Annotated in this window: 31 protein-coding genes; 23 read left to right on the top strand and 8 right to left on the bottom strand. The window is 49.6% G+C overall.

The genetic code is table 11. The annotated features are described in order from the left end of the window. The first annotated feature begins 39 nt into the window (after positions 1-39). Positions 40-1176, top strand: coding sequence for a Six-bladed beta-propeller, TolB-like protein (locus tag B4F99_RS12430; RefSeq protein ID WP_290758406.1), 1137 nt, complete (start codon positions 40-42; stop codon positions 1174-1176). Positions 1177-1307: 131 nt separating this feature from the next. Here B4F99_RS12430 and B4F99_RS12435 read toward each other — a convergent pair whose 3' ends face one another. Beyond that, entirely contained in the window at positions 1308-1730 is a 423-nt protein-coding gene (locus tag B4F99_RS12435; protein WP_023468292.1) for an organic hydroperoxide resistance protein, read from the bottom strand. A gap of 108 nt (positions 1731-1838) precedes the next feature. Between B4F99_RS12435 and B4F99_RS12440 the strand changes: the two genes are divergently transcribed. Further along, on the top strand, positions 1839-2270 hold the full coding sequence (locus B4F99_RS12440; RefSeq protein ID WP_290758409.1) for a MarR family winged helix-turn-helix transcriptional regulator: 432 nt from the start codon (positions 1839-1841) through the stop codon (positions 2268-2270). A gap of 17 nt (positions 2271-2287) precedes the next feature. Here the strand turns inward: B4F99_RS12440 and B4F99_RS12445 are convergent, their stop codons facing one another. Beyond that, positions 2288-2743 (bottom strand): hypothetical protein, encoded by a 456-nt coding sequence (locus tag B4F99_RS12445; protein ID WP_023468294.1) that lies wholly within the window; start codon positions 2741-2743, stop codon positions 2288-2290. A gap of 126 nt (positions 2744-2869) precedes the next feature. Here B4F99_RS12445 and B4F99_RS12450 point away from each other — a divergent pair, with 126 nt between their 5' ends. From B4F99_RS12450 to B4F99_RS12465, 4 genes are read left to right on the top strand one after another with little or no spacing between them, the layout of a single operon-like run. Then, the gene (locus B4F99_RS12450; RefSeq protein ID WP_290758412.1) at positions 2870-3361 is read left to right on the top strand and encodes a PH domain-containing protein; all 492 of its coding nucleotides are present in this window, start codon (positions 2870-2872) and stop codon (positions 3359-3361) included. Continuing rightward, positions 3358-4806: a PH domain-containing protein gene (locus B4F99_RS12455; RefSeq protein ID WP_290758415.1), complete on the top strand. Its 1449-nt coding sequence runs from the start codon at positions 3358-3360 to the stop codon at positions 4804-4806. Before B4F99_RS12450 ends, B4F99_RS12455 begins: the two co-directional genes overlap by 4 nt. Before the next feature lie 34 nt (positions 4807-4840). Next, positions 4841-5758, top strand: a complete 918-nt coding sequence (locus B4F99_RS12460; protein WP_290758418.1) for an alpha/beta hydrolase — start codon at positions 4841-4843, stop codon at positions 5756-5758. 18 nt (positions 5759-5776) lie between these two features. Continuing rightward, positions 5777-6568: a protein phosphatase 2C domain-containing protein gene (locus B4F99_RS12465; protein WP_290758421.1), complete on the top strand. Its 792-nt coding sequence runs from the start codon at positions 5777-5779 to the stop codon at positions 6566-6568. A gap of 35 nt (positions 6569-6603) precedes the next feature. Here B4F99_RS12465 and B4F99_RS12470 read toward each other — a convergent pair whose 3' ends face one another. Continuing rightward, the gene (locus B4F99_RS12470) at positions 6604-6750 is read right to left on the bottom strand and encodes a hypothetical protein (RefSeq protein WP_155960151.1); all 147 of its coding nucleotides are present in this window, start codon (positions 6748-6750) and stop codon (positions 6604-6606) included. 148 nt (positions 6751-6898) lie between these two features. Between B4F99_RS12470 and B4F99_RS12475 the strand changes: the two genes are divergently transcribed. Continuing rightward, positions 6899-7495 carry a hypothetical protein gene (locus B4F99_RS12475; protein WP_290758426.1) on the top strand — a complete coding sequence of 199 codons (597 nt, stop codon included), beginning with the start codon at positions 6899-6901 and terminating at the stop codon, positions 7493-7495. Between the two features lie 21 nt (positions 7496-7516). Further along, entirely contained in the window at positions 7517-8701 is a 1185-nt protein-coding gene (locus B4F99_RS12480; protein WP_035408013.1) for a hypothetical protein, read from the top strand. Between the two features lie 47 nt (positions 8702-8748). Here the strand turns inward: B4F99_RS12480 and B4F99_RS12485 are convergent, their stop codons facing one another. Both B4F99_RS12485 and B4F99_RS12490 read right to left on the bottom strand, forming a co-directional pair. Beyond that, a complete protein-coding gene (locus B4F99_RS12485; RefSeq protein WP_290758429.1) occupies positions 8749-9159 on the bottom strand; it encodes a hypothetical protein in 411 nt (136 codons plus the stop codon). Between the two features lie 82 nt (positions 9160-9241). After that, positions 9242-10705: a potassium/proton antiporter gene (locus tag B4F99_RS12490; RefSeq protein ID WP_290758432.1), complete on the bottom strand. Its 1464-nt coding sequence runs from the start codon at positions 10703-10705 to the stop codon at positions 9242-9244. Positions 10706-10865: 160 nt separating this feature from the next. Here B4F99_RS12490 and B4F99_RS12495 point away from each other — a divergent pair, with 160 nt between their 5' ends. The 11 genes from B4F99_RS12495 (at position 10866) to B4F99_RS12545 (ending at position 21820) form a co-directional block, all read left to right on the top strand. Then, the gene (locus B4F99_RS12495; protein ID WP_035408008.1) at positions 10866-11738 is read left to right on the top strand and encodes an SDR family NAD(P)-dependent oxidoreductase; all 873 of its coding nucleotides are present in this window, start codon (positions 10866-10868) and stop codon (positions 11736-11738) included. Between the two features lie 222 nt (positions 11739-11960). Then, entirely contained in the window at positions 11961-12446 is a 486-nt protein-coding gene (locus B4F99_RS12500) for a GNAT family N-acetyltransferase (RefSeq protein ID WP_214853766.1), read from the top strand. A 73-nt stretch (positions 12447-12519) separates the two neighbouring features. Continuing rightward, on the top strand, positions 12520-13569 hold the full coding sequence (locus tag B4F99_RS12505; protein ID WP_290758436.1) for an oxidoreductase: 1050 nt from the start codon (positions 12520-12522) through the stop codon (positions 13567-13569). Between the two features lie 183 nt (positions 13570-13752). Continuing rightward, positions 13753-14829, top strand: coding sequence for a C39 family peptidase (locus B4F99_RS12510; protein ID WP_290758439.1), 1077 nt, complete (start codon positions 13753-13755; stop codon positions 14827-14829). 136 nt (positions 14830-14965) lie between these two features. After that, entirely contained in the window at positions 14966-16669 is a 1704-nt protein-coding gene (locus B4F99_RS12515) for a DUF2339 domain-containing protein (protein ID WP_290758442.1), read from the top strand. Positions 16670-16802: 133 nt separating this feature from the next. Further along, the gene (gene efeO, locus B4F99_RS12520) at positions 16803-17621 is read left to right on the top strand and encodes an iron uptake system protein EfeO (RefSeq protein WP_214853776.1); all 819 of its coding nucleotides are present in this window, start codon (positions 16803-16805) and stop codon (positions 17619-17621) included. Positions 17622-17623: 2 nt separating this feature from the next. Then, a complete protein-coding gene (gene efeB / locus B4F99_RS12525; protein WP_251137841.1) occupies positions 17624-18856 on the top strand; it encodes an iron uptake transporter deferrochelatase/peroxidase subunit in 1233 nt (410 codons plus the stop codon). Beyond that, the gene (locus tag B4F99_RS12530) at positions 18840-20513 is read left to right on the top strand and encodes an FTR1 family iron permease (protein WP_290759473.1); all 1674 of its coding nucleotides are present in this window, start codon (positions 18840-18842) and stop codon (positions 20511-20513) included. Before efeB ends, B4F99_RS12530 begins: the two co-directional genes overlap by 17 nt. Before the next feature lie 86 nt (positions 20514-20599). Next, entirely contained in the window at positions 20600-21061 is a 462-nt protein-coding gene (locus tag B4F99_RS12535; protein WP_035407992.1) for a general stress protein, read from the top strand. 94 nt (positions 21062-21155) lie between these two features. Then, positions 21156-21521: a YciI family protein gene (locus tag B4F99_RS12540; RefSeq protein WP_035407990.1), complete on the top strand. Its 366-nt coding sequence runs from the start codon at positions 21156-21158 to the stop codon at positions 21519-21521. Continuing rightward, on the top strand, positions 21521-21820 hold the full coding sequence (locus B4F99_RS12545; protein WP_290758447.1) for a putative quinol monooxygenase: 300 nt from the start codon (positions 21521-21523) through the stop codon (positions 21818-21820). Before B4F99_RS12540 ends, B4F99_RS12545 begins: the two co-directional genes overlap by 1 nt. 40 nt (positions 21821-21860) lie before the next feature. On the opposite strand, the gene B4F99_RS12550 is transcribed toward B4F99_RS12545, so the two are convergent. Together B4F99_RS12550 and B4F99_RS12555 are read right to left on the bottom strand one after the other, a co-directional pair. Then, on the bottom strand, positions 21861-22178 hold the full coding sequence (locus B4F99_RS12550; RefSeq protein WP_214853779.1) for a hypothetical protein: 318 nt from the start codon (positions 22176-22178) through the stop codon (positions 21861-21863). Positions 22179-22257: 79 nt separating this feature from the next. Beyond that, entirely contained in the window at positions 22258-22794 is a 537-nt protein-coding gene (locus tag B4F99_RS12555; protein ID WP_214853782.1) for a flavodoxin family protein, read from the bottom strand. Between the two features lie 146 nt (positions 22795-22940). On the opposite strand from B4F99_RS12555, the gene B4F99_RS12560 reads away from it, so the two are divergent. After that, positions 22941-23609, top strand: coding sequence for a hypothetical protein (locus B4F99_RS12560; protein ID WP_214853785.1), 669 nt, complete (start codon positions 22941-22943; stop codon positions 23607-23609). Here B4F99_RS12560 and B4F99_RS12565 read toward each other — a convergent pair. Then, positions 23597-24448, bottom strand: a complete 852-nt coding sequence (locus B4F99_RS12565; protein WP_290758452.1) for an alpha/beta fold hydrolase — start codon at positions 24446-24448, stop codon at positions 23597-23599. The two genes, B4F99_RS12560 and B4F99_RS12565, sit on opposite strands and share 13 nt — an antisense overlap. 113 nt (positions 24449-24561) lie before the next feature. On the opposite strand from B4F99_RS12565, the gene B4F99_RS12570 reads away from it, so the two are divergent. The 3 genes from B4F99_RS12570 (at position 24562) to B4F99_RS12580 (ending at position 26892) form a co-directional block, all read left to right on the top strand. Continuing rightward, positions 24562-25566 (top strand): helix-turn-helix transcriptional regulator, encoded by a 1005-nt coding sequence (locus tag B4F99_RS12570; protein WP_290750405.1) that lies wholly within the window; start codon positions 24562-24564, stop codon positions 25564-25566. Between the two features lie 154 nt (positions 25567-25720). After that, positions 25721-26047, top strand: coding sequence for a hypothetical protein (locus B4F99_RS12575; protein WP_290750408.1), 327 nt, complete (start codon positions 25721-25723; stop codon positions 26045-26047). Between the two features lie 326 nt (positions 26048-26373). After that, positions 26374-26892: a hypothetical protein gene (locus B4F99_RS12580; protein ID WP_290750411.1), complete on the top strand. Its 519-nt coding sequence runs from the start codon at positions 26374-26376 to the stop codon at positions 26890-26892. Positions 26893-26932 lie beyond the last annotated feature (40 nt).

A 26932-nucleotide genomic window follows, 5' to 3' on the forward strand; every position in this document is an offset into this window, starting at 1 on the left:
GAAAAAGACAAGTAGTATGTGTTCAGGAGGAGATTGAAAATGGAAATAGTGGATGCCAGTGCTTTACCTGCCGATCATATGGATGTCTTGCATGTCACACCGTCGTCGATCTATTTTCGACGTCGCCTCGATGACGCCCGTTACCACATCAGTCGGTATGATCTTGAAGATCAAGAACAAGTCGACCTGACGCAGCAGGCTTTGACGGATCACGGACCAACTCGTCCGTTTGTTCGTCATGGAAAGGTCTATTGTCTGAATGAACATACGCAAGAGCAAGGCGGGGAGACGGAAGTGCTCGTCCTCGATCTCTTGTCCGGGAAACGCGAGCAGATTGCGTCGTTTTACGTGGAAGGGGATTTGACGCTCTACTGGGTGCTCAATGACAACTATCTCGTATTCTTGCAGACGACGGATACGACGTCCGCGTTTTTGTATGACGTCAAGGACGAATCACGGCAGACGATTCGCGATCCACGGCTCTACGGGATGACGGAGAATTACCGGGAACTCTATTTCTTTCTCGTCACGCTCGAAGACAAGGAGTACATCGTCTGTAACGCTCGGCTCGATGAGTTCTCGTTCTATGACGCCCTTGAAAGTGGTGTCATCTCACCAGAAGATCCGATTGATCACTCCGAAAGTCTGTTGATCGCACCACTGTCGACCTTGATTGAGGAGATTGAACAAGGTGTCGAACATTTATCATTTGCGACACTACTGAAATTAGATGGGGAAGGGGACACCGTCCAATATCTCGGGGAACAAGAAGGGCATCTTATCTTCAGTGCCTATACCGATCGTCTGAACGAAGAAATCTTTTACCGGATCGATACGGAAGCGAGTGTCGAAGAGGTCGCCCGGATCCAGTGGAGTGACTATGAACCGCTCGATTTCACTTACGATGACGTTGAGTCGACGATCTTCATCGTTAATGACCGATCCGAGCACCATCATGAAGTAATCAACTTACGCAACGGTGCCCGATTCCTCGATAAAGAACCGTTCGAACGTGTCTTACGGGAACGCTTCTATCTACACGAAGCGATTGGAGACAACGCGGAACCAATGGTCACCGTCTATGACGCAGAACACAATGAACGTTATCGGTTCGAGGATGCCTATTATGTCACCGTATCCGGAGAACTCGTCATCTTATCGGTCCATCAACTTTAAAAAAGGGCGGTTGTTCTTTTCATGAGAGCAACCGTTTATCATCTAAAATGAAATTATTTCAATTACCGAATTTATAGCAAAAAATAAAAACCAGCTGAGAGTAAACCTCAGACTGGCTAGAAATGCTACACTTATTCTGCGTCAGTCGTACGTGTGTAGACGTCAACTTGGATGTTTCCAGCAGTTGCACGCGAGTAAGGGCAGACCGTATGCGCGACTTTTGCAAGTTCAGCCGCAGCTTCTTCTGAGATCCCGCGGACGAGAACATCGAGTTCGACTGAAAGCATGAATCCGTCAGCTGCTTCGTTTAACGTTACGTGTGCTGTGACTTCACTGCCATCGTGTTTGATCCCTTGTTTGCGAGCGACCATGTTCAAGGCAGAGTCGAAGCAAGCAGAATATCCTGCAGCAAAGAGTTGTTCTGGGTTCGTTGCTTGTTTTTTCGATCCTGGTACTGGCATTGCGAGGGCGACGTCAAGGATTCCGTCCTCCGATACGACGCGTCCGTCGCGACCTCCGACAGCTGTTGCAGATGATGTGAACATTGGTTTCATGTGTGTAACTCCCTTTCGTTGTTAGATTCAAATAAGTAGCTTACAATTAGATTGTATACAATTTAAATCGAAATGCAACTCGTTTGCTCACGATAGGAGGAATTTTTAATGAACCCGTTAGCTTTAGATGAACAACTCTGTTTTCCGTTTTATGCGATTTCGCGTGAGATCACGCGTCGTTATCGTCCGTTACTTGAACCCCTCGGTCTGACGTATCCACAATATCTCGTCATGCTCGTCGTCTGGGAGGAGGAGGGACAGTCACTTAAAGCCATCGGTGAACGTCTCCACCTCGACTCGGGGACATTGACGCCATTACTGAAGAAACTCGAAGCAGCAGATTTGTTGCGACGCGTCCGTAAGCCGGAAGACGAACGACACATCCAGATTTTTTTGACAGATGCCGGCCGAGCGTTACGGAAACAAGCAGAGACCGTTCCACTTGATCTCGTCCGGACACTCGACGTCGATGAAGAAGATCTTCAAGTCGTCAAAGCGGCACTCAATCGTCTCGTCATGAAAATGAGCGACCCGGATTAACCGGATCGCTCATTGTCTTATTTACGGCGGAAGCCTTCTTCTTCCAGATAGTTCGCTGCTTCCTTATACGAGTTGAATGCACCGTCTAAAAGATCACCGGCGTAGACGAGCCACGTGTCGATGTCTTCATTGAGCAACGTCAATTCGAACTGGTTATCGTTGACCCATGTTTCTTCGAGTGTTTCGACCGATTGGACTGTTGAGAGTGCTTTGATTGCATCTTCTAATAAGAGAATTAAAGCAGGTTCTGAGAATTCACGGATGTTGACGAAACCTTTTTCGTCCGTTTCATAACCTGGTAGACCAGCGGCATAAACGAAGCCGTTACCGTTCGGATGCAAATGATAGACGAGATTCTTCTTCTCATACTGACTGTCCGGAAATTGGAAATTGACGCGTTTCAGCGAGACATCTTTTCGGACGAGTTGTGGGAAGGTCTCGATAATTCGTAGTTTTTCTTCAAAAGTTAACATGGTTCCTCCTTGGTGTTACAGTTCTTCACTTCTATATATGCGATGAAATCAAACAAAATGTCAACCGCTGTCTGAAACCAAGCGACGTTTTTAACCGTAAATGGAAACGAAAGGAAGTGTTTTTTGATGTCTACTGTACAATGGCATACGCTGCCAGAACGATCGATTCGAGCAGAACGGCTCGGATTGTTGCCGTTACATGGCTTAATCGCCGTCATCTTGATCGGAACGACGATTACTCAATTCATGTGGCTCGACCTGACACCTTGGTGGATGGGCATCGTCGGTCTGCTTTGGCTGATCTATTTCATTCCCCGTATCGTCTACATACCCGTTCTTCGCTTGAAGTATATGCGTTATCGCATCGATGAGGAATTTCTCGTCGTCCGCAACGGCATCTTCTTCCGCCGCGAAGTCACCGTGCCGCTCGTCAAGGTGCAATTGATCGATAGCCAAACGGGACCGATTCTGCGTCGCTATGATTTGATCACACTTGATATTCGAACGGCATCCGGCTTCGTCACGTTGTCAAGACTCGATCGTGCTCAAGGAGACGCGCTACGCACACAAGTCGAACGATTCGCGAAACTCGAGGAGCGGGAGGAGGAATCGTTATGACCCGGCGCGTCCACCCGCTGTTCATCGTGATGTCGAGTATCTCGATCATCCGCTCGCTCCTGATTCCGTTCGCCGCCTTGATTTTAAATGCGATCCGAAAAGGCGAGATCAACACCTATACGTGGATCGGGATCAGTGTTGGGATTGTGTTCGTCCTCTTATACGGGATCGCCTCCTGGTATTTCTATACGTTCACGATTGATGCCGAGACGATTCGGGTCCGCAAAGGAATTTTCCAAAAAAGTGAACGGACGACGCAACGTAAACGGATCGAGTCGATCGGCATTCAGCAAAACGTCATCGAACGACTGTTGCGTCTTGCGACGTTGACCGTCGAGACATCGTCTGAGAGCGGAACACCGGAAGTCGAACTGAAGGGGATCCGTCTTGATTTTGCGAAAGAACTGAAGTCGTCGATCAAAAACGAGGGACAGCTCGTCGTCGAAGAACAACAGGCGGAAGTCGCCTATACGATCCCTGTCCGCGATTTGGCATTAGCCGGTGCCTTGTCAGGACGCGTCGGACTAGCGCTCGTCGGGATCGGGACCGCCTATCAATTCATCGATCAGTTCATTGAACGTTATGTCGATCGACTGTTCTCAGAACTCGCTCATTTATCGTTGTTCGTTTTGACGGGACTTGGCGTACTCGTCTTACTCGTCATCTACATCGGCTCGATCATCGTCTATATCTTGAAATACGGTTCGTACCGTGCCGTCTTGCAACACAACCGATTGTTGATCGGGTACGGGATGTTGAACCGGACCGAGGTCACGTTTCATGCTGATAAGATTCAAGCCCTCGTCATTCAGGAAAGCTGGATTCAGCGTTTGATCGGACGAGCGAGCCTGTCCTTGCACATCATCTCGGCGACCGGAGAGAAGGAGCGACTGTTGCTCCATCCGTTCATCCGGACGAACGAGATTGATCCGTTTCTGGCGACATATCTGCCGCGCTTTCGTCAGTTCAGCCCGCAGCATGAAGTCGCACCGATTGGCTTTCGCTACCGGGTTCGTTGGCCGTTACTCGGTTATGCGCTGTTGTTTACTGCATTAAGCAGTGTCTTTATCATCGTCCTTGATTCCTCATGGCGCTTCCTGATCTTGCTTCTGTTCATCTGGTTACCGTTCTATTACTTCGCTGTGCGCAGCGGTTACCGAAAGACCCGTTTCGGAACCGGCCACGATCTCTTGATGTTACGCAAACAATGGGTCCAAAAAGAGACCGTCTATACGCCACGACTGAAAATCGAGGAATTGACCTGGTCCGTTTCTCGCTGGCTCGAAGCAAAGGAGATTGCCCGGATTGAGATTCAACTACGGGGCAATACTGCTTTTAACGCGCTCTATTTTGAAAGAACGGATATCGATACCTTACAGCGCTGGTATAAACAATCGTTCCTTTCGACCCCGTTAGCAGGGGAAGTGAAAACTGACGACGAATAAGGAAAGACTCACTGTCGGAAAGGAAGCGAAGCACATGCGCAAATGGGGAATCGGCATCGTGTTGCTCGTCACGTGTCTGCTACTGTTCATCGTCTATGATGGATACCGGATGCAAGAAACATTGATCGGTCAGTCGGACGCTTCTCCGATTCTGAAGACGACGAGAACGGACGGACAGGTGACGAAAGACGAGACATGGTTCAAACAAACGAGCGAGACACAGCAATGGTCGAAGGACGGGCTCGTCCGCTTCGGTCGTTATCTACCGGTTGACGGTAGCAAACAGACAGCCCTCCTCGTCCCGGATGAGATGATGTTTTCACAGACCGGTACTTACGCATTAGCTCGTTATTATCATGAGGCTGACTTTAACGTCTTACTCATCGAACGGCGTGGGCAGGATCGCAGTGGCGGCGTTCGGAACTACGGCTGGCTCGATCGACTGGATGTCTTGGAATGGACAAAGCGCTTAGTGGCTGAAAACGGAGACGATAGAATTGTCTATCACGGACTCGGTGTCGGCGCTGCGACCGTTTTACTTGCTGCTGGTGAGACCATACCGATGCAAGTCCGAGCGATCGTTGCCGAAGGAGCTTACGCCCGACTCGACGACTGGTTCAGTTTCCTTGCGGACGATCAGATCCATTACCCAGCACTGCCGTCGTTGACGGTCGCAAGCATGTGGAACAAAGGGGAACAGGACTTCTTCTTCGGCGACGTCTCGGTGACGCGCCAAGCGACTAAAATCCGGGTTCCAACGCTGTTCATCCATGGACTGAAGGACGACCTCGTCCCGGTTCGGATGATGTACGAGCTGTATCAAGCAAAAACCGGATTAAAACAATTGTATCCGGTTCGTGATGCCGGACATGACGAGACATATACGATTGATCCGGACAACTATGAAAAACGATTGCGTTTGTTCCTGCAACCTTACTTGCGGGATATGTAAAGAAGGGAAGACTGATGCATGCAGACGAGACAATCATCCTACTACTGGGTCGGCTCCGACGAACCGTTCGTCGATACGCAACAAATCGACCGGTTTGGTCGGATGATGCTCGGACGATTCGGTGGCTGCTCGAGAAGCGGTCAATATAAAAATGAAGACGGAGCTGCTATCTTATTCGGCAACGATTGGGAGATGGCCGTCGTCTTAGACGCTCATAAGACAGCAGATAGTGCGGCACTTGTCTTACAGCACCTAGCGCAATATGAGTCGCGTATTCGAGATGATCTAGATGCCCCACTCACTGAAGCGTTTGGTCGAATGGAGACGACCGTGCTGGATCTCTTTCAAGATCCTGACTTCATAGCGGCATGCGCAACGTTACAAGGGGAGACCGCCTGTCTGATTGCCGTTCGCAAAGGGCGCTTCATCTGGTGGTTCTCCGTTGGTGACGTCGTCTTGTATCTGTTTCACCCGGATTTGATGAAGATGGGACAAGCTGCTTTGAATGAGCGGCAGTTCTATGAATGGATTGGACGCGCGAACGCCTTTGCGTTACCGGTCCCGAGTTACACACGAGGCGTCCGCGAGTTGCGGCAAGGGGACAACCGATTGTTCGTGACGACGGATGGTTTGCTCGAGTGCCCGGGAACACCGTATGTCGAAGCAATGCAAATCGATAAAGCCTTACAGTCAGGGGGCGTCGAAGAACTCCTTGCGACGATTGAAGCGTTGGGCGTACGTGACAGCACGACGGTCGTCACGTGGACCGTCACGATTGACGAACGCGTCACCCAACCAAGTGATACATGAAATAACCCGCGTTCCTCTTGGAGCGCGGGGTGTTGTCATTCTATTTCAGTTGGTTGTTCCTGCTGCTGATCAAGTTCGACCGGTTCTTGGTCGACCGGTGTTTTGGCTTCAATCAATGGGAAGGCGATGCCCGCACTGGTCAACAAGGTGATCAAAGCGGCGCTCGTCAATGTTTGGCGCATGATCCGACACGTCCTTTCTGTCTGATTCCGACAATATATTTTAATAATTCTGAACATTTTTCATCGTTTCGTCAAGCAATCTTTTACTTCCACTACGTATTTTTCCCAAAAACCCAGTATACTTAAACATGAAAAAGGGGGAAATCGATTGAAATTAACGAAAGCCAACACACGTCTATTAGAAACCGTTTTACCACGATTGAATCTGAACGTTGCAGAACCGGACCGGACGGAAATCGAAGATCGCCTGCGGGCAGACATCTATGAAGCTCAGCGAAAACAACGACCATTCGAAGAGGTCCACGGTCTATCCGTCGAGGCACGTCTTGACCAGATGATCGCCGAGTTACCGCAGCGGCACCGGATGGAGACGCAGAAACGCTGGACACGCAACTACGTCTCCTCGATCTTGATGTTCATTTTCATCGAAGGGATTGACGGATTGTTCCAGTTTGCCTTGATTGATTACTTATTCTTCTCAATCATCGCCTTGTTCTTGATCGATGCGATGTCTCAAGTCATCACGGCACCGAAGCTTAAACAAGTCAAGTCGCGGGTCTGGATTCAATTCGTCATCAGTTTCATTCTATTTTCAACCTATAAGGCACTGCTCGTGACGATCTTCCCGGCACCGGACGTCTTGATTCAGGTCAGTGGATTGCCGTCTTATATCATAGGCATTGCAGGGCTGATCGGTCTTTATATCTACTGGTCGAAGAATCCGTTACGAAAACGCGGCGCGTAATTTGCGAGAGGGGATGGTTGCGTGGAATTCACACATTGGAAACGACGGCTGCAAGATCATTTCGAACGAATGGGCTTTTCCTTACTGACGGAACGCCTAGCGATGCAAGACATGGTCAAACTCGAAGCGACACATGGTGCCTTCCTGTTCTTCCCGGTGACGATTCATCTCTATGAACGGTCCGGCTGGAAGATGGTCGCGTTTGAGGCAGAGACGGGGGAGGATCCGCAACTCGTCGAGCAGCAGATTGCCTCGTTGTTCCAACTCTTGATGGTGACGTTCCAAGAAGAAGAGCGGGAATTTCTGCTCGGTTTCCATGCTAATACCGGTCGTTACCTGACGGACCGTAATGCACCCGTCGGACGGCTCGTCCGTCTGATCGAAGAGTGCTGGTATGACGGTGACGTCCTGCGAGTCGACACATTCGATCCGTTTCCGGGACTGTTCGTCGCACCACCTTTTGCCCATCAAAGTTATGCCTTCATGCCGGAAGAACGGACGTGGCGCTTATCCGTCGGGCGTACTGGACGTCCGGCGAACGATTATCGTTTCGACGGAACGATTTTGTCCCCACACCGCTTGCCGGAATCGGAATTATTTACTGTGACACCAAAGTCGGTACCGTTAGAGGATGAAGAGGCGATCCGAAACTTACTGGAAACGGAACGACAGACGATCGCTAAGTTCCATGATCGTGCCATGGCGACGATTCGGGCGTACGACCCATCATTTGGTTTTGCTTGGCGCGGGACGCAGACATTTTTCCACGGTGTTCCGGTCAATCCATTCGCACAGCGCTTATGGCTCGAGAACGGCGTGACGCGTTACCGGATTCTACAACAAGGATCGACGCGATTGCTTGCTTCCGGTGAGACGTGTGACGCTGTCATCGAAATGCTCGATGCTGCCGTCAGCAGTGAAGAACCGGATGGTCAATCCGTCAGTCCGATTGGTCAACTGATCCTCGGGATTTGGCAACAGATCGAGTCGGACGAAGCAACATATATCACGAACGTTGATTGCCGCGGCATCTCGCGTACACAAGCCGATAACCGGATCCGCCACGCGCTAGCAAGGCAAGAGACGATCGAGTGGGTGCACCGGGCACCGAACGAAGATGATATTTGTCGCTTTGCCGGTCTGACGTTGACCTTCCCACATCGTCCACCGGGTGTCATCACGATTGAACGAACGGAAGCAGAATAACACGAACAGGCACGTCCGCGAGTAAGCAGACGTGTCTGTTCGTTTTTTTAGTGCGCGTGCTGTGACAATCGATTAAAGACGACGGACAGACTGTAAAAGATCATTGCTGTCAGAGCAGCGATCGTAAAAGAAAGCGGCAGGTCAAATGCGTCCTTCGTCGTCAAAAGAATCAGGAGACTCGCGATCACGATACCGTACACTCCGTAACCGAGGACTGTCGGCACATACGCTAATGTCGTCGATGACCGGTTGATGATCATGCCGATAAGGAAGTCGAGTAAGAAGCCGGACAGCAAGATGATCGGCAAGGTCGCTAAGACGTAAAACAAAAATGTTGAACCGAATGATTCATACATCGTATCCGATTGCCTTTTTGCGAGCGGCGTAAAGGATATGTACGTCAGAACGGTACTAACGAGGACGGTTGTCACAATAACGGCAAGTAATCGATTCAACATCAAGGTTCCTCCTTTATTTTCCTTTTTGAGTATATCAATCTATATCAAAAAACACACCCTACTGGAGGATGTGTCAAATGATCTATATTCCGAGTGACGCGATCAGCCGTCGCACGTCCTGATCCGCTTGTTTAGGTGTTAAAATCAACAGTTGATCGTCTACGAGGACACGTGTCTGACCACGCGGCGTCAGGATTTCATCTTCACGAATGATCGCAACGACGAGCACATCCTGGGGCATCTCGATATCCTGTAACGTTCTTCCGGCAATCACACTGTTTGTCGAGACCCTGACCTCGATGATCTCCGCTTGCGGATGGGTGACGGTCATGAATTTCAGGAACCGTTCGACGGTCGTGTCGGGCTGTGTCTCTAGCCCCATTCGCCGGACGATCCACGGCAAGGCCGTTCCTTGCAAAAGAGCAGACGTCATGACGGTGAAGAAGACGATATTGAAAAGAAGCGGCGCATCAGAAAGACCACTCGAAAGCGGATAGGTCGCGAGAATGATCGGAACGGCTCCACGTAGACCAGCTGCCGTGATGACACTCTGTTCTTTGACCGTGTACTGAAACGGAAGTAGCGATAAGACGACGGCAAGTGGACGAGCGAGCAGGATCAACGTCAGGACGATGACGGCCGAGACGAACAAGGTCCGAGGATCGAGTAATTGTTTTGGAAAGACGAGCAGTCCGAGCATGATGAACATGCCGATCTCTGCTAGATGCGACAAGCTACCACTAAATCGTTTGAGCGTCTCGCGGTAGATCATATCATGATTGTTGATCCAGATTCCGGTCAGATAGACGGCGAGAAACCCACTGGCGTGCAAAATCGTCGCGAGACCATACGAGAAGAGCGCCCCACTGAACAGAAGCGTCGGATAAAGGGCGGACGATGGCAACTCGATCCGGTTCAGCAGTTGCGTGACGAGATACCCGATTGCAAGACCAACTAGTGTCCCAAGTCCCATCTCGTAGATGAAGGAAAGAATACCCGCACCAATCGAGAACGATTCCGGTGCCAATGCAAACGATGTGAATAAGATCGTGAGAAAGACAGCCATAGGGTCGTTCGTTCCAGACTCCGCTTCAAGCGTATGTTTGACATTAGCATCGACCGGTCGTCCACTTAACAGAGAAAAGACAGCCGCCGCATCGGTTGAGCCGACGAGTGCGCCGATCAATAACGCGACCGGCCAAGAAAAATCAAGCAGATAATGTGCGACGAAAGCGATGATTCCTGTCGTTGCGAGGACTCCGATGGTCGCGAGCGACAGGGCAGCAGGGAGAATCTTTCGGAAATGCGTCCATTTTGTATGCAAGCCACCGTCAAATAGAATCAAGACGAGCGCCATTGTCCCATAGAGACGGGCTTGTTCAAAATCACCGAAGTTGATGATTCCTGAAACGTCGGACCCGGCGACGATACCGACAACGACGAATAGGATCAACGTCGGTACATTTAACCGGACAGCAAACTTCGTCGTGATGATTGCAATCAGTAATAGTGTGCCTGCGACGAACAAAATCGTACCTTCTTCCATCCTACCACCTCTTTCTTGATGACATGCTCTCTTCTTAGTATACGTTATTTTTTGAAAATTTCGAAAAATAATACCGAAATAAGGTGTATAAACGAATAGAAAAAGGAAAACTAGAAGCAGGACTAGTGCGTTCAAAATGGAACATCAAGGAGGAAGAGGGATGAACATCTGTATCGTCACGGGTGCCAATTCTGGTATGGGAATGGTCACGATTCAAGAATTACTGGAGCGGGGAGATCGTGTCATCGCGACCGTCCGGTCTCAGAAAAAAGCGACGGCACTCGTTCAACTGTTGCGGGAAAACGGTGTATCGCATACACAACTGGAAATCGAGATTGTGCAACTGGATCAACTTGACTCCGTCCGTCGTTTTGCGGATCGCCTGTTCGACATGGTGGGTCGAATCGACCGTTTGATCCTAAATGCTGGAGTCATGGTACCGCCGTATCATGTCACGAAGGACGGCTTTGAATCGCAATTCCAAGTCAATTACTTGAGTCACTTCTACTTGATCGAGCGATTGTTACCTTTACTCGAAAAAGGACAAGATCCGCGCGTCATCTCGATTTCCTCTCTCGCCGGTGAAGGCGGCTTGATCCGGACCGACGTCGAACTTGAGGCGATCGCGCACGTCAAAAAAGAACACTACAGCCCGATGCGTTCTTATCGCGAATCGAAGCTCCTGCAAATGATTCATATGCGTGAGCTAGCTGAAAAGCACGGCGACCGGATCACGTTCGTCAGCGTCCACCCCGGGATCGTCAATACGGATTTGTTCTATCGCGGCAAGTACGGCAAAGTGATGAAGACGTTACTCAAACCAGTCGCGCAAGTCGGATACTGGACCGGAAAACTTTATACACCGGAATACGGTGCGAAGACGGCGCTCTATCTTGCAACAACCGACGATCCACTTGACAACGGCGGCTATTATGCTGATTCCGCTCCTCGACTCAGCAATCCGATCGTTGAAGATGACGAGTACCGGGCACAAGCACGGAATTTGTCGCGCCGCTGGGTCGAATTATCCTGAACGCCAAAAAAACGACCGGCTCGTGGGAAGCAGGTCGTTTACCGTTGTGACGACTGGGGGTCAGATCACTCCTAAAGAATACGTTACATCGAAATAAAATTGTGGAATATGAAAAAAATCACAAAATAATGGGCAAACATGAAATCTTGAAGCAAAAAGGTTTTCTTCTCGCTTTGCATTCGTTAGGATAGAGAAGAATTTTTTTGTAACAGGAGGAATAACATGATACGACAAGCTACATCAAAAGACGTTCGAAACATCGCAACCCTACTTGAGCAAAAAGCGCTCTCCCTTAAAGCTGGTGGCAGTAGCCAGTGGTCAGCTTATCTTGAGCAAGACATCGAGCAACTCGTCGTGCGAGATTTAGAAGCCGGTCGCCTGTATGTCTTTGAGGATCAGAACGAGCTGCTTGGTTCCGTTGCCCTGCTTCCTTCGCTCGAATGGGATCAATCCTTGTGGGATGATGTAGAAGGTCTGTATATCCATCGAATCGTCGTCAGCGACCGCGCAAAAGGACGTGGAGTCGGTCGGAAACTGCTGGAACATGCGATTGCTGTGACAGAGGACGAAGGGGAAATCCTACGACTCGACTGTGTCGCTTCAAACGAGTTTCTCAATGCGTATTACACGTCATTCGGCTTCGTCTATCAAGGAACACGGGACGGGTTCGCGATTTACGAGTATGAACGCATCGAAGCGACGGCCTGAAGCGGTTCAATCAAGACAACGGTCGTTTCGTTTGGTATGGTAATAGAAAAAGAACGGTTCAAGGAGTGATCGGATGCGATTGAATATCGGCTTCATCGGCTTTGGCAAAAGTACGACCCGTTACCATTTACCGTACGTGATGATCGAGGACAACTATCACGTCACCTGGATTTACAATCGGAAGGAAAAACCGGAGCTGTTCGCGTCCTATCAAAATCGACTGCCAGATGCACGTTTTACGACGGATGTGTCTGAGATGCTCGCTGACCCGGCACTTGATGTCGTCGTCATCAATACACCACCGGCTACCCATTTCGAATACGCGTTGCTCGCCTTGCAACATCAAAAGCATGTTCTCGTCGAAAAGCCGTTTACCGTGACGGAAGAGGAGACGAAGCGTTTATTTGCGGAAGCACATGCGCAAGGCGTCAAAATTCTCGCTTATCAAAACCGCCGTTACGACAGCGACTTCCAAGTCGTCGCCCAAATCATCCGTTCCGGAAAACTCGGACGACTTGTCGAAGTCGTCTCGCAGTTTGATTTGTTTCGTCCCGAAGCAGCGTCAGCTGATGCGCGCCATGAGAACGGCGCACTCTACGGACTCGGTGTTCATACGCTTGACCAAATCATCGCCTTATTCGGAAAACCGGACAAGGTCGCCTTTGATGTGCGTAGTGTTCGACTGCCGCACAATCCCGATGATGCGTTTGCGATTGATCTCTATTATCCGGAGCTAAAAGTCAGCGTTCGGACGAGTCACGTCGCGCTTGCTCCGGCACCGAGGTGGATGTTACACGGAACGAACGGTACGTTCATCAAACAACACGTCGATCGGCAAGAGCTCGATCTGAAAGCGAACTACTTCCCGGGAGAAGAGGGCTTTGGAGAGGATTCGGAAGACGATTACGGTCGTTTGATTTATCATGATGAACATGGTCACTTACAAGACGTCCGGATTCCGAGTCCCGTCGGTGATTACGGTAAAATGTATCGTGCCTTTTACCGCAGTATCGTCGAAGATGCACCGCTTCCAGTGAAAGAAGAAGATACCTTGTTTGTTGCCCACCTGCTTGAACAGGCTTTTGCGCAACCGTCTCCTTATATCTTGACGATCCAAAATTAAATTTTAATTTGATTGCAGGTTGATGACAACTCGACTGTGCCTATAGGCATGGTCGGTTTTTTTTGCTATAACGAATGAGTACATCCCTTATTTTTCAGATTTTTCTAAAGAAATGTTGATTATTTTTTCAAAAAGTTGGGAAAAGGGGAATGTCTCATCAAATCTAAACATAGGGGGTCTATCATGAAACGATTCTTATCCGCATTGCTCGTAGCGGCTGTTATCGTTGGGGTACTCAGCCCTTCGTTGATCGCTGAGGCCGCGACGAAGTTGACCGTGACGACGGAGGTCTTGCGTGTCCGCGAAAAACCGTCGACATCGAGTAAGATTCTCGGTAACGTCTACAAAGGGAACGTCTACACTTCAAAGGGAACATCCGGCAGCTGGTATAAAATCAGCTACAAATCCCGTACCGGCTACATACACAAGAACTACGTCAAATCGTCCACGTCGAAATACACGTCGACAGGAACGAAGTATACGACGGTCGATACGCTCAACGTCCGGACGGGCGCTGGTACGAAGTATAAGGTCGTGGATCAATTAAACAAAGGCGTTGCGGTTGCGACATATGGCACGTCAGGGAGCTGGACACGGATTCTCTATAAGGGGAGTTACCGTTATATCTCGACGCAATACGTATCAAAGTCAAAGCCATCAACGTCGACGAAGCAGTTAAACGTCCCGTACTACAACCAATATTCACTCGGGTATCCATCCGGTTGTGAGTTCGTCTCGTTGAAGATGGCACTCGAGTACAAGAAAAAAGCCGTCTCTGCTGCGTCTCTCTACAATCAAATGCCGAAAAGCATGAAGAACGCGACGTATAAAAACGGGAAGTATTACTGGGCAGATCCACAAAAGATGTTCACAGGTAATCCCGCTGGAACGCTCGACTACTACAAGAACTGGGGAATCTATCCGAAAGGAATTCTACCTCTCGCGAAAAAATACCGCAGCGGGTCCGTTGATATCTCAAAACAAGGTGTTTCAAAGATTGAGAGTGAGATCCGTAGCGGAAACCCGGTCATCGTCTGGGCAACGGTCGATTTCAAGAATCCATATGGCTACTTCTCATGGATTAAACCGGACGGCAAAACATTCACAGGTTACCGGAACTATCACGTCATGCTCGTGACGGGTGTCTCAAGCGGTTCGTTCTACGTTTCGGATCCATACCGCGGCAAGTACAGTGTCAGTCGCTCGCAGTTCACGTCCGTCTTCAATCAGACAGGACAATATGCGTTATCTGTTCGTTAAACGCTCAACCGGTCGCTTCCACGCGACCGGATTTTTATTTTCAGGCGTATTGATACGAAAACTACTGTAAAATGAAGGAGTTCACCTGCTAGGTGTGTAAAAGAATGACAATGTATCCATGAAAGGAAGTGAAGAGATGGAAGATCCACGGATCACGCGTCTCGAGCAGGAGGTCGCGGCGTTACGCCAACGCGTGGCTGCCCTTGAAGGACAGCACACTTCGCCTGTCGCCCCTGAACCGAGCGAACCAGAAGTAAATACGGTCGCCCGCCCAGCCCCGCGTCCTGCCTTTACGAAACGAAAGCCGGTTGTTCCTAAACCAACATTCAAGGAAAAGCGCTCCCGCGAAGACTGGGAACAGGTCATCGCAACTGTCTGGTTACCCCGAATTGGAGCGATATTCGCCGCACTTGGAGCTTTGTTCCTCTTCTCCTACGCCTCGGTTGCCGGTCTGATCAGTCCGCCTGTCCGCATCGGAAGTGGGGTATTGATCGGTTTACTCGTCATCGCCCTTGGAGAATACCAGTATGAGAAGAAGCGACGTGAACTTGGGGTCGGACTCGTCGCGACCGGTACGATCGTCGCTTTGGCGGCATTGTTCGCCGGAATGGCCTTATATCAATTCTATCCACCGTCATTAGCTTTCTTACTTGAGCTCGTCGTCGTTTTCATCGCGTACGGTCTGATGCTTTGGATGCGATCGCAAGCCTTGCTCGTCCTCGTATCCATCACCGGCTTCTTATTACCGTATCTACAATTATCGGACGACCCGAACTTACCGCTCTTCTTATTGTACGAAGTCGTCTTGTTCGCAGCGATCTTCTTTGCGGTTGACCGACTGAAGGCCAAAAAAGCGTTCGTCTTCGCTTGGGTGATCTTTACGATCGCACTCGCGTTCGGTCTACTCTCGTTAGAGCTCTACTGGCTTGATGAACAGGTACCACGACTTGATGAATGGTCTCTCTTACTTGCGACATTCTTCGGCTACGGTGCGACTTCCTTCGTCGGAAAACGGATTCAGTTTGAGAAGAACGTCCCAAGTTGGCTCGCTGGGGGTGTCGTCTTACTGACGTTACTGATCCTCGACTGGTCGTTCGGTACGCTGATCGCGATTCTGTTCGCTGGCACTGCCTACCTTCTCGCTGAACGATTGAAGGATCCCGCTCAAAATGGTGTCGGTCACGTCGCCTTACTCGTCGCCGTCCTCTTGATTCCGGCAGATGCCCTCAGCTGGACGTATCAACTGCGCTACTTTTTGATTGCCGGTTTGATTGCTGCATTCTGGTTCGTTCCACGAGCGCGGATGCCACACCAACGGTTATTTAACGTCGGATTGTATGTCGTCTTCATCTTCTCGGCTGTCGTTGACTATGAAACCTATCAAAACCTAGGTTTATTTTACGCCTTGACCGTTCTAGCGATGGTCCTAGCTTCGACAGCGTTTGTCTTACTCCTCGTTCAGACACATCGTGATCCGGGCTGGAAAGGGTCGTGGCAACTCGTACTTGTCCTAGCGGCGATCGGCGTCTTTACGACCTATACGTTGATCATCATGGAACTATCGTTTTATCGTGGTCTTGAAGAGACGGCACGTAGTACGACGTTATCCGCGGCTTATATCGTCCTTGCCCTCGTGCTCGTCGCGATCGGTCGGATGCGGACGTCGTCGACGTGGCGGTTGTCCGGGTTATTGCTCCTGACGATCAGTGCCGTCAAGCTTTTATTGTTTGACTTGTCATTCCTCACCTTGTTCCAAAAAGCGTTCGTCTTCATTGGCTTTGGAATCGTGACGTTCATCATTTCACGGACCTATTTCAAGAAACGAAAAGAAAATGCCTGACAAAGCGCTTGGATTGGTCAAGAATGACCAGTTCAAGCTTTTTTTATTGTGCAAAAAATTTATTGATAACGATTATCATTGTCGTCTATACTGATGAAGGAACTGACTTAATTAGTAATAGGGGGAACCATACATGAAACAAGCATTATTGATGACAGGCGCACTCGCGGTCGTCTTAGCAGGTTGCAGTGAAGCAAAACAAGCGGAAAAACCAGCACCGAAAAAGGCGAATTTCGATCAGGTCGTCACCGATTACCGGACGTATGCGATCAATGAAATCGATACGTTCGTTCGTGAGACAGAAAAATTCACCGATGCCGTTCAAGCAGGCAAACTGGAAGAAGCAAAAGCGTTGTACGCACCGACGCGGATGTATTACGAACGCGCGGAACCGATCGCGGAAGTGTTCGGTGATCTCGATCCGAAAATCGATGCGCGAGCAGGCGATGTCAAAGCGTCGGAGTGGGGGGGCTACCACCGGATCGAACAAGGGTTGTTTGAAAAGGGAACGACAAAAGGCTATGAAGCGTACGCGAAACAATTGATGAAAGACGTCCACTTACTGCGGGCGAAGGTCGAGACGGTCGAAGTGACACCGGAGTTACTCGTCACGGGGGCGACCGATTTGTTAAACGAGGTCTCGACGTCAAAAGTGACAGGGGAAGAAGACCGTTATTCGCATACCGATTTATATGACTTCGCGGCAAACGTCGAAGGGGCTGAAAAGATCTACGAACTATTGAACCCGGCGCTGAAGAAACAAGATGCGACGTTATCAAAAGAGATCGCTGCTCGCTTCAAGGATGTCCATGCATTACTTGACGCGAAGAAAAAGGGTGACGGCTACGTCCTCTATACGAGTCTCTCGAAACAAGACGTCAAGCAGATGAGTGTCGCCATCAATGAACTCGCGGAACCGCTCTCGAAGATGGGCATCGTACTGGAGGGATAAGCATGAAACCAATCCAAGAAGGCGTCACGCGGCGTGACGTCCTGAAGGTCGCAGGCTTGACGAGTCTCGGAGCCGCCCTATATGCCAGCGGTCTTGAGAAGTTTCTTCCGCGGACATTAACTGTCGAAGCAAGTGATCAAGAGCCGTTCTACGGGACATATCAAGCGGGAATTCTGACACCACCACAAAATCACGTCCAAGTTGTCGCCTTTGATATCAAGACGGAGCGACGCGATGAACTCGTTGATTTATTAAAACGCTGGACACGGTTATGTGCCCGACTTGCGGCTGGGTTACCATATGGCGATTCCGACTCCCGTTACGTCCCACCGGAAGATACGGGGGAAGCCGACGGATTATCGGCCGGTCACTTGACGTTTACGTTCGGGTGCGGTCCGAGTCTGTTTGACGGTCGCTTCGGCATCCGTCATAAGCGACCGGAGGCGCTTAAACCGTTGCCGACGTTCGATCTCGATCGTTTAGATGAAAAATGGGGCGGAGGCGACCTCGTCGTCCAAGTTTGCGGTGATGATGCGCAAGTCGTCTTCCATGCAATTCGTAACCTCGTCCGTGTTGGGCGCGGAACGGTCGCGATGCGTTGGTCCCAAGCTGGTTTCCAGCGCAGTAAAGCAGCAGATGCCTCTGGCGGGACACCGCGCAATCTGTTCGGCTTCAAGGACGGTACGGGAAATCCTGACGTCTCGAATAAACAGGTCCGGAAAGAAGCACTCTTTTGCCAGTGGCAGGACGGGACGCCATGGTTGACGAACGGCTCGTTCCTCGTTGTCCGTCGCATTCAGATGCATCTCGAAGTCTGGGACCGGACGATCCTAAAAGAGCAAGAACGGACCTTCGGGCGCGAACGTGCTTCCGGGGCACCACTTGGCTCTACAGACGAATTCGCTTCCGTTACACCATCGAAACGGCAAGAACGGGGCGAAGCTGCTTTACCCGTTGACTCGCATACGGCTGTCGCGCACGGAGACGGGAAGACAGCCATCTTACGCCGTTCCTACTCGTATCAGGACGGCATCGATGAAAAAACGGGTGCCCTCGACGCTGGACTACTCTTTTTATCGTATCAGCGCTCGCCAAAACAATTTATCGAGATTCAGCGTCGTCTTGCCGCACAGGATCGACTGAATGAATACATCACGCACCGTGGAAGTGCCATCTTCGCCTGCTTCGGTGGGATCTCGAAAGGAGGCTACATCGGTGATGCGTTATTTGCGTAATCTTGTCCTTTTACTTGTACTCCTTGTAGCCGGTCAACACGCGGTGCCTGTCCAAGCTACTTCGACGGATGATCTCTATGTCGCAATCGGACAAGCTTTGTCTGCCGTCGCAAGTGAAGATCGCGCGGCACTGAATCAAGCGATTGATGAACTAGGACAAGCTGCTCAAGACTTAGCTGATCAACAAGCGGCAATCACGAAAGCTGTCAAACAGGTCGATGCGAAACGGTCGGCAGCGTTTCCGGAAGTCCGCGAGCAACTGACAGCACTCTCTGCTGCCGTCCGGAAGCAAGAAGAAGCTACTAAACCGAAGACAGATCCGGTCGCGAAAGCAAAGGTGAAACAATTGCTTTCATTGACGAAAGAGATGCGGCAGGTCAAAGCGAGCGACCGTCCGGCAGCGGAGCAACGATTGTTGACCGCATGGGCGACGCACGAGAGTCTTGTCCGAAATGACAGTGTCGGTCACTATGGCAACATCGAGATGGCGCTTGCCTCGATTCGGATCGCCGCGGCGCGAAAGCCTGCGGATACGAAGGAGTGGAAGACGGCACTTGATCAATTCGATACGGCCGTTCAGTCCTTCCTCGACGGAGAACAAGTCCAAGCGAAGAAAACAGGACTGCAGTCACTGCTGACACCGCTTGAAGAGGCGCAGACCGCGCTTGCAGCAAGTGATTTGCCGCAAGCGAAGCTGGCACTCGAATCGTTTCTGAAGACCTGGCCGCGAGCCGAAGGCGAGGTCCGGACACGAAATGAAGGTCTCTATTCCCAGCTTGAATCAGACGTACCCTTGCTACTTGCTCGGCTGACGCCGGAAACTCGGCAAAAGACGGCACAAGAACTCCAGTCGTTCGAGAATGCTATTGCACAATTACAAACAAAGACACATTATACGTTCATCGACGCGATGCTCGTGATGCTCCGGGAAGGTTTGGAAGCATTATTAATCGTCAGTGCACTTGTTGCCTTTGCACGGAAAAGCCGAACCAAACAAGAAGGTAAGGTCTGGGCAGGTGCCGGGCTTGGTCTGATCGCAAGTGGTCTGTTAGCCCTCATCCTGCAGACAGTCTTTCAAGCCTCATTCGCAGCAACAGGTCGCGAACAAATCGAGGGCTATACGGGAATCGTCGCGGTCGTCGTCATGCTGTTCGTCGGCTACTGGTTGCACTCGAAAAGCGCCGTCGCGAAACGCAAACACTTTTTGTCGACGCTCTCAACGACGTCCTTGTTCTTCGTCAGTTTCTTGACGATCTTCCGGGAAGGTGCCGAGACGTTGTTATTCTACATCGGAATGGCACCAGCGATGACGAAGACTGCCTTGTTGTCCGGGATTGGTCTTGCAATCGTCATCATCGGACTCGTCTCGTATGCGGTCATCCAGATCGGTGTTCGTTTACCGATCCATCGTTTGTTCCAAGTCGCATCCTGGTTAATTTATCTGATGGCATTCAAGATTCTTGGTACGAGTCTGCACGCGTTGCAGCTGACAAACGTCTTACCGATCCATCCGATCAATGGACTCGTAACCGCCGGCTGGATCGGCTTCTATCCGACGATCGAGACACTCATCCCGCAAGTCGTCCTGATGATTTTGATTGCGATGTTTACGATCTGGCAAAAACGACGCACAGCAGCAATCCAGACGGCTGCTTAATCCATTTTTCAATTTCAGGTTTTAACTATTATGTTTCGGGTATAACTTCTTATCAGCAGCTTGCTGCATGAAGGAGAGGGATTTTTATGCTTGAAACGCGCATCGTACGAAACATGACCGCTGTCGACGCAGAAGTGACGAGCCTTAAATCAAGTGGTTATTCGAATAAACAGATCTATATCTTTGCGAAAGACGAAGAACTCGCGGAACGCATCGCGAACGATACGCAGACGTTACCGTATCGCGTGACGAAGAAGTCGTTCTTCGAGACCTTATTATCAGCCGTCCGGAGTAACCGGAAAGACCGGATCGCTCAGTTGTCCGAGCTTGGTATGACGAAGGATGTCGCCGAGGACCTAGAAGATGAAGTCCGACACGGTCGGATTGTCATCGTCGGTTCGAAGTCTGATTTACTGAATCCAGCGTTTGCGGCATCGTATGTGGCGGATGAAGCAACCGATTATGGTGCTGGCGTCCCGAAACTCGAAGATGAGGAAACGACAACAACATTACCAGCCGATCAAAATGTCAAATTAAAAGATGAATGATACGTAAGCCTCCTGTTTCTCAGTATAGAGACAAGGAGGCTTTTGTTTAACCTTCTCTTGGAAGGGAATGGAAAGGATGAAAGGAGGAAAGATGATGCAATTCTTATATGTTGGCTATTATGATGCAGACCAGATGGATGCTTTATCGAAGGAAGAGATTGACGCCTTGATGTCGCGTTGTGATGCGTTGATGAACACCTTTAATAAACAAGTGAACGTTTTATCAGACTGGCACCCGGGTCTAGCGACACAAGCATTTTACTGGCGAGATGGTGTCGTGCAGACGAATGATGAACCAGATCGCTCGAGTGGGGAGCAAATCGGCAGTTTGATCGTCTTTGAAGCACGTGATTTAGATCATGCGATGGAACTAGCTTTCCTTCATCCGACGACTCAAGTCGCAGAAGGGGAATCTTACGGTTGGCGAGCGGAAGTTCGACCGTTATCAGGTACCTCATGATGTATGGATTATGGACGACATTTACGACTCAAAACGGACAACGCGACAACGTCATTGCCCTGTTGCTTGAAGCTGCGGCTTCTCTTGCGACGCATCCGGGCTGCCTGCACTACATCATCAGCCGTTCTGACGAGCCAGATGTTTTGCATGTTCGCGAAATTTGGACGGATTCGGCTACTCATCAAGCATCCTTAACTTTACCGGTGACACAGCACTTGATTACGCAAGCGCGTCCGTTACTTGAACATGTTGAACGTGTACTGGAAGATCAACCGCTCGGTGGCAAAGGACTCATATAAATCAAAACCCCTTCTCTCATCGAGAAGGGGTTGAATGCTGTTAGGTTGCCTTCCACTTGATATCGATGACGTCCGACGCTCGCACCATTCGGCGCATACCTGTCGATGTGACGAGTTCAATCGTTCCACGGTCATGAAAAATCGCTTGGATTGAACCGGATACCGTATCCAGTGGTTTCAATCGGACGTGGACCGTCTGTCCGGTCCGGACTGCACGTTCCATGATGTGTTGCAAGGAGAGGCGATCACGAACAATCGTCTCTTCGCGTGATTGATACAAATGTTCAAGATGAAGGATATGCTGGCGTGAAGTCAGTTGTTTCCACTTGCGATTCGATCGTTTTTTAGATGCGAACATGGCTGACCACCTCCTGAATTGAGTCGTACGCTAGACAGTCGTGCGCTCTGCTTCAGATAATTCCCTTCAAGATCCGTGCTTAAACACGTGCACCTGACATTTTTTCGCGAAACGCCTCGATGGCCACAATTGCTTCTTGATCGTGTTCGACCTCACCCGGTGCATTCCCTTCGGCAAGAATCGTTGTCTCAAGCGTCGCACCGAGGAACGACGCGATATGCTTGAACTGCGTGACGAGTGCCTGTCCTTTGATGCGCGGATCGTCTCCACCGACGGCAATCAAGTGGAATCGTTTCCCTGCCATTCGGCTTTTGAAGTCGAGCTCTTCGTCGCGAAGTGACTCGCTGAATCGGTCGATGAATAATTTCATCTTCGTCGACATCGAGTACCAGTAAATCGGTGTGATGAACAGGATGTCATCGTGTTTAAGCATCGCTTCGACGATTCGGCGATAATCATCACCGATCGGCAAAAAGCCACCATGATGACGGCGGTCTTCAATCGGCTGAATCGAGACGTTCGCCAAATCGACAGCCACATGAGGGATGCCTTTCAACGCTTGTTCACCGAGCCATTCACTGTTTCCTTTACGTGAGCTACCATAAATCGTATACATATCGTGCATCTCCTTTTGAATTCGATTGTTTTATTCTATTCCAAACTTCACTGTCAATACACCGATATGCTCACAATTGGTTTTGAATAAGGGTTTTGCGGAAAAAGACAAGAAGACGAAAAAACAAATGGGGGAGGAACAGTCGAATGGAGAGAAGTACGCTCATTGCGCTAGAAAAACACTTATATGCCATCCACCTCGAAATGGATGGACTGGCGCGGCTGATTACGAAACAATTGATTCATTTGAGCCAAGTGGCTGCATCCGTCGAACATTTTCGGCGGATGAGCTTTGATATCTATAAACATCGGACGTCGCTCGAACAGGTTCCGTCACAAGTCTTATATGAGACGGCTCTCGATTACGAAGATTGGCTCGAGGAAGAGTTTGATGAGATTCCTGCTAATTGGCAACTGGCGACGAAAGAAGAAGAGGTACTCGAGCAGCTCTGGTGGTTCGAATTCTCACGCATTCTAGCGGAACTCGAAGAATGGCTCAGTCTTTATCTGATTCGCCGAATTCGAGAAGATGTCCGCTATATGCCACCGGTGATCGAGAAGAACGCCTACGCCTTGTCAGAAGATGCCCGACACGTCTTTTGGCGACTTTTACAACGTTCCGTCGCGAAGCCTTCATCAAAAATCAAGGCCAATCAATTATCGTGCCGAATGGGGATCGCCGAGATCGCCCGCTGTGCCCGCCTCAATCAAGATCGAACACGTCGTGCGATCGGTGAACTGAAGAACCGGGGACTGGTTGCGATCGAAGAGGACGACGAGAAGTTGAAGATGCGGCTTCGGCTTCAAGTCATCTGATTGAAAGCGATGAAGCGTTCAATCATGCGTTCATCCCGACGTGCGGATGGACCAATCCAAATGAGATGACCGGGGCTCTTCGATTCGATGAACTGTGCATGCGGAATACTTCGTCGAGCGTATTCCGCGTGTTCGAACGGAACAGCACGGTCTGACTTTGAATGGACGATCAAAACCGGACACGTGACGGCTTCGAGTCGCTCTTGTCCTAAGTCTTGCGTGATATCGAATAACACACCCCGTCCTGGACCATTTTGAAGACCGACCTCATATAACAACGAAGCATCCGTCTCACTGATGTGAGTACGGATTGTTTCGCGTGGTAAGAGACTCGTCATCTCGACCATCCGGACGGCCGCTTCTTCAGGAAACTTCCGAATTTTATCCTTCACATACGCCCAAATCCCCCATTGAATGAACTGCAAGGGACGCTGCAAGACCGGTTGGATGAGTAGGCGATGATAAGGAAGTGAAATCCGATGCGTCATCGCACATGCTAAGACGAGGGCATGAACGCCCGTATCCAATCCGGCAAGGGCGATCGCCGTCGGTCCTCCGGCTGAGATGCCGTAAACGGTATAGTGTTCGATTTGACGGGATGCGAGCCACCCGGCGTAAAATGTCGCGAGCGCCTCTGGATTATCTGCGAGTTGAAGTGGTGTTCGCCCATACCCCGGACGCGATGGTACGATGACACGATACCCTGCAGCAATCAATTTCTCGACATGGTAGATTTCCCGATAATCCGACTGCGTCCCATGAATTAAAAGAATGACGGGACCGCTTCCGCTATCCCGGTAATCAAAGCGCTGACCGTTCCATTCTGCGATACAATGCATCCAAATTCTCCTATCTCTTAATATTTACCATTTTATTGTTAATCTAATTTTCTTTTTCATGTATACTGTAAAGTATAACCAAACCATTGTGACTTAGGAAATGAGGATGCGTAGTGTCAAACGAAAAATTAACAAACCGTGACCGCTTACTTGCTGTACGAGAAATCTTCGAACGTCAGTCGGATGAAGATCATACGTTGACGCTTGAGGAATTAAGCATGGAACTCTCAAAACGAGGCTTAATCGAGAAGCTATCCCGAAAATCGTTAAAGGATGATATTGCAGCACTTGCTAAATCAGGCTTCGACGTCGTGGCGGAAGAGACGAAGAATGGACTTGCCATTCCGTATCATCTCGTCAGTCGTCCTTTTGAACATCATCAGCTCCGATTGCTCGTCGATGCCATCGCTAGTGCGAAGTTCATCTCGGAAAGTGAGACAACAGCTCTCGTCAAGACGCTTCAATCCCTGACGAGTGATAAGATGGCGGAGTCACTTCAGCCGGTCCTACATACTGTCAAAAAACCAAAAGGGATGACGTCCCGCTCAATCGATACGATTCAGAAAGCAATCAGTGAAGGTTTCGTCATCAGCTTCCAGTACCAAGGGAAATTCAACGAACGGACGCGAAAGTTCGAGTTACGCAAGGATGGCGAGCATTATCTCGTTTCACCAGCACATCTATTGATGGATAACGGAAATTACTATTTGATCGGAAGAGACGAACGGATCAAAGAGGTTCGAACGTATCGGGTCGATCGAATCGTTGATTGTAAAGCATTCGAACCGATGGAAGAACCGGTCTATGTCGAGCCAAGTTACTTAAGTAATATGTTCAACATGTATGGAGGAGAGAACGAGCAATTGACGCTTAAATTCCAGGAGAGTCTGATGCCGACCGTCGTTGACCGGTTCGGGACCGATATCCGTTGTCGTCGTCTCGATGACCTCTGGTTCGAGGTTAAGGTCGATGCGCTCTTTTCTGACGGCTTCATGATGTGGCTGATCCAGTTCGGCAACCAAGCAGAAATCATCGCACCTGTCGAACGCCGAGAGACATTCAAGAATAAAGTAGCGGGTCTTGCGACGATGTACCAAGTCGAAACACCTGCTCTTTAAGAGGGAAAGCAAGGTTCATTTGACCATGGATCTTGCTTTTTTAATTACAGAATAAAAAAATGTCGTTTTTTGTCGGATATTCATATTTGAATATTTTAAGCGAATAGTTCCAGTTACTATTATAGGTATCTGATACTTATGTAGGAGGAACGACATGCAACAGATGGAAAAAAGCCGATCAAACGGGATGCGGAAATTAGGTGCTTTCCTGTTCTTCGTTTGTTTATCCTATACATCTTGGTACTTATTCTCACTTTTTGTCTTTCATTTCGTGTTACCAGAAGATGTCATGACATCACTCGACATCGTCGCGTTCGGATTCAGTCCGGTTATCGCTCTTGTTGTCACCATCGGATCGCTACGTTTGATCGAACGGCGCATGAAACCTAAATTTACCCCCCTTTTATTCATCGGGTATATGCTTTCAACAAGTGTTTTGATCTATTATTCAGTTGCCTACGCGCTTCTACCCCGACTGTGACTTGCAACTCCCCAGCAATTGGCATATGCTACGCTTATAGCTTGCTAGGTAAGGGGGGATACGATGAACGCACAGTATATCCTCGACTGGATGCCGCTCGTGATTCCTGTCGGTGCCATCGTCTTTATTGTCGTCATTGCGCGTAAGGCTTCAAAAATCGATGCTGAAAAGTAAGAAGACTCCAACTAGGGAGTCTTTTTTTATCGGATTCCGTTGACACTTTATTCTTGTGATTTCCCTATTGTTCGAAAACATAACGCCACACATTTTTATGGTATAAAGAAACTAGGTGAAAGACCTAATATCAGGAAATCATGGAGGGACAGATGAGACAAAGAACCGTCATGACTTTACTTGCACTCAGTCTACTGCTTACCGTGTGTATGTTGAAAAAATCGACGTTGACGCCAAAAGCTAGTACCATCGATCTCACCATCGCTGTCGTCGGAACGGCTCCAGTTCTTACACAATCTCCGGACTTCCACTCAATTGATCTGCAGGAAATCAAAGGAGATTTACGTCAATATGACGCCGTCATGATCATGCCGGAGTACTTACATAAGGCAGCAGGACGTGACTATGCCTCCGTCTACCGGAAAGCACATATTCCATTTTTCTTCATCGGCTCTCAAAAATCCATCGAACCGTTTCTTGATCCGAGTCTCTCATATGAGGGAAGCATCTCGGTGCCGAATCCGACGTTTGCAGCTGGTATGCTCTATGACGATACGCAAGAGACGACCTGGTTGTTCGGAGAGGGGATCGAACGACCGAATCGTTCGGAGCAACTGAGGATCTATCAATCGATTTTTCAAACAATTGAACAGAGCCACCTGGAAAATTAACGCTTGAAGGAAACTAGACCGAAAGTGTACTCATTTCTTT

Origin of the sequence: Exiguobacterium sp. UBA3491, assembly GCF_002377745.1 — a bacterium.
Lineage (GTDB): Bacteria > Bacillota > Bacilli > Exiguobacteriales > Exiguobacteriaceae > Exiguobacterium_A.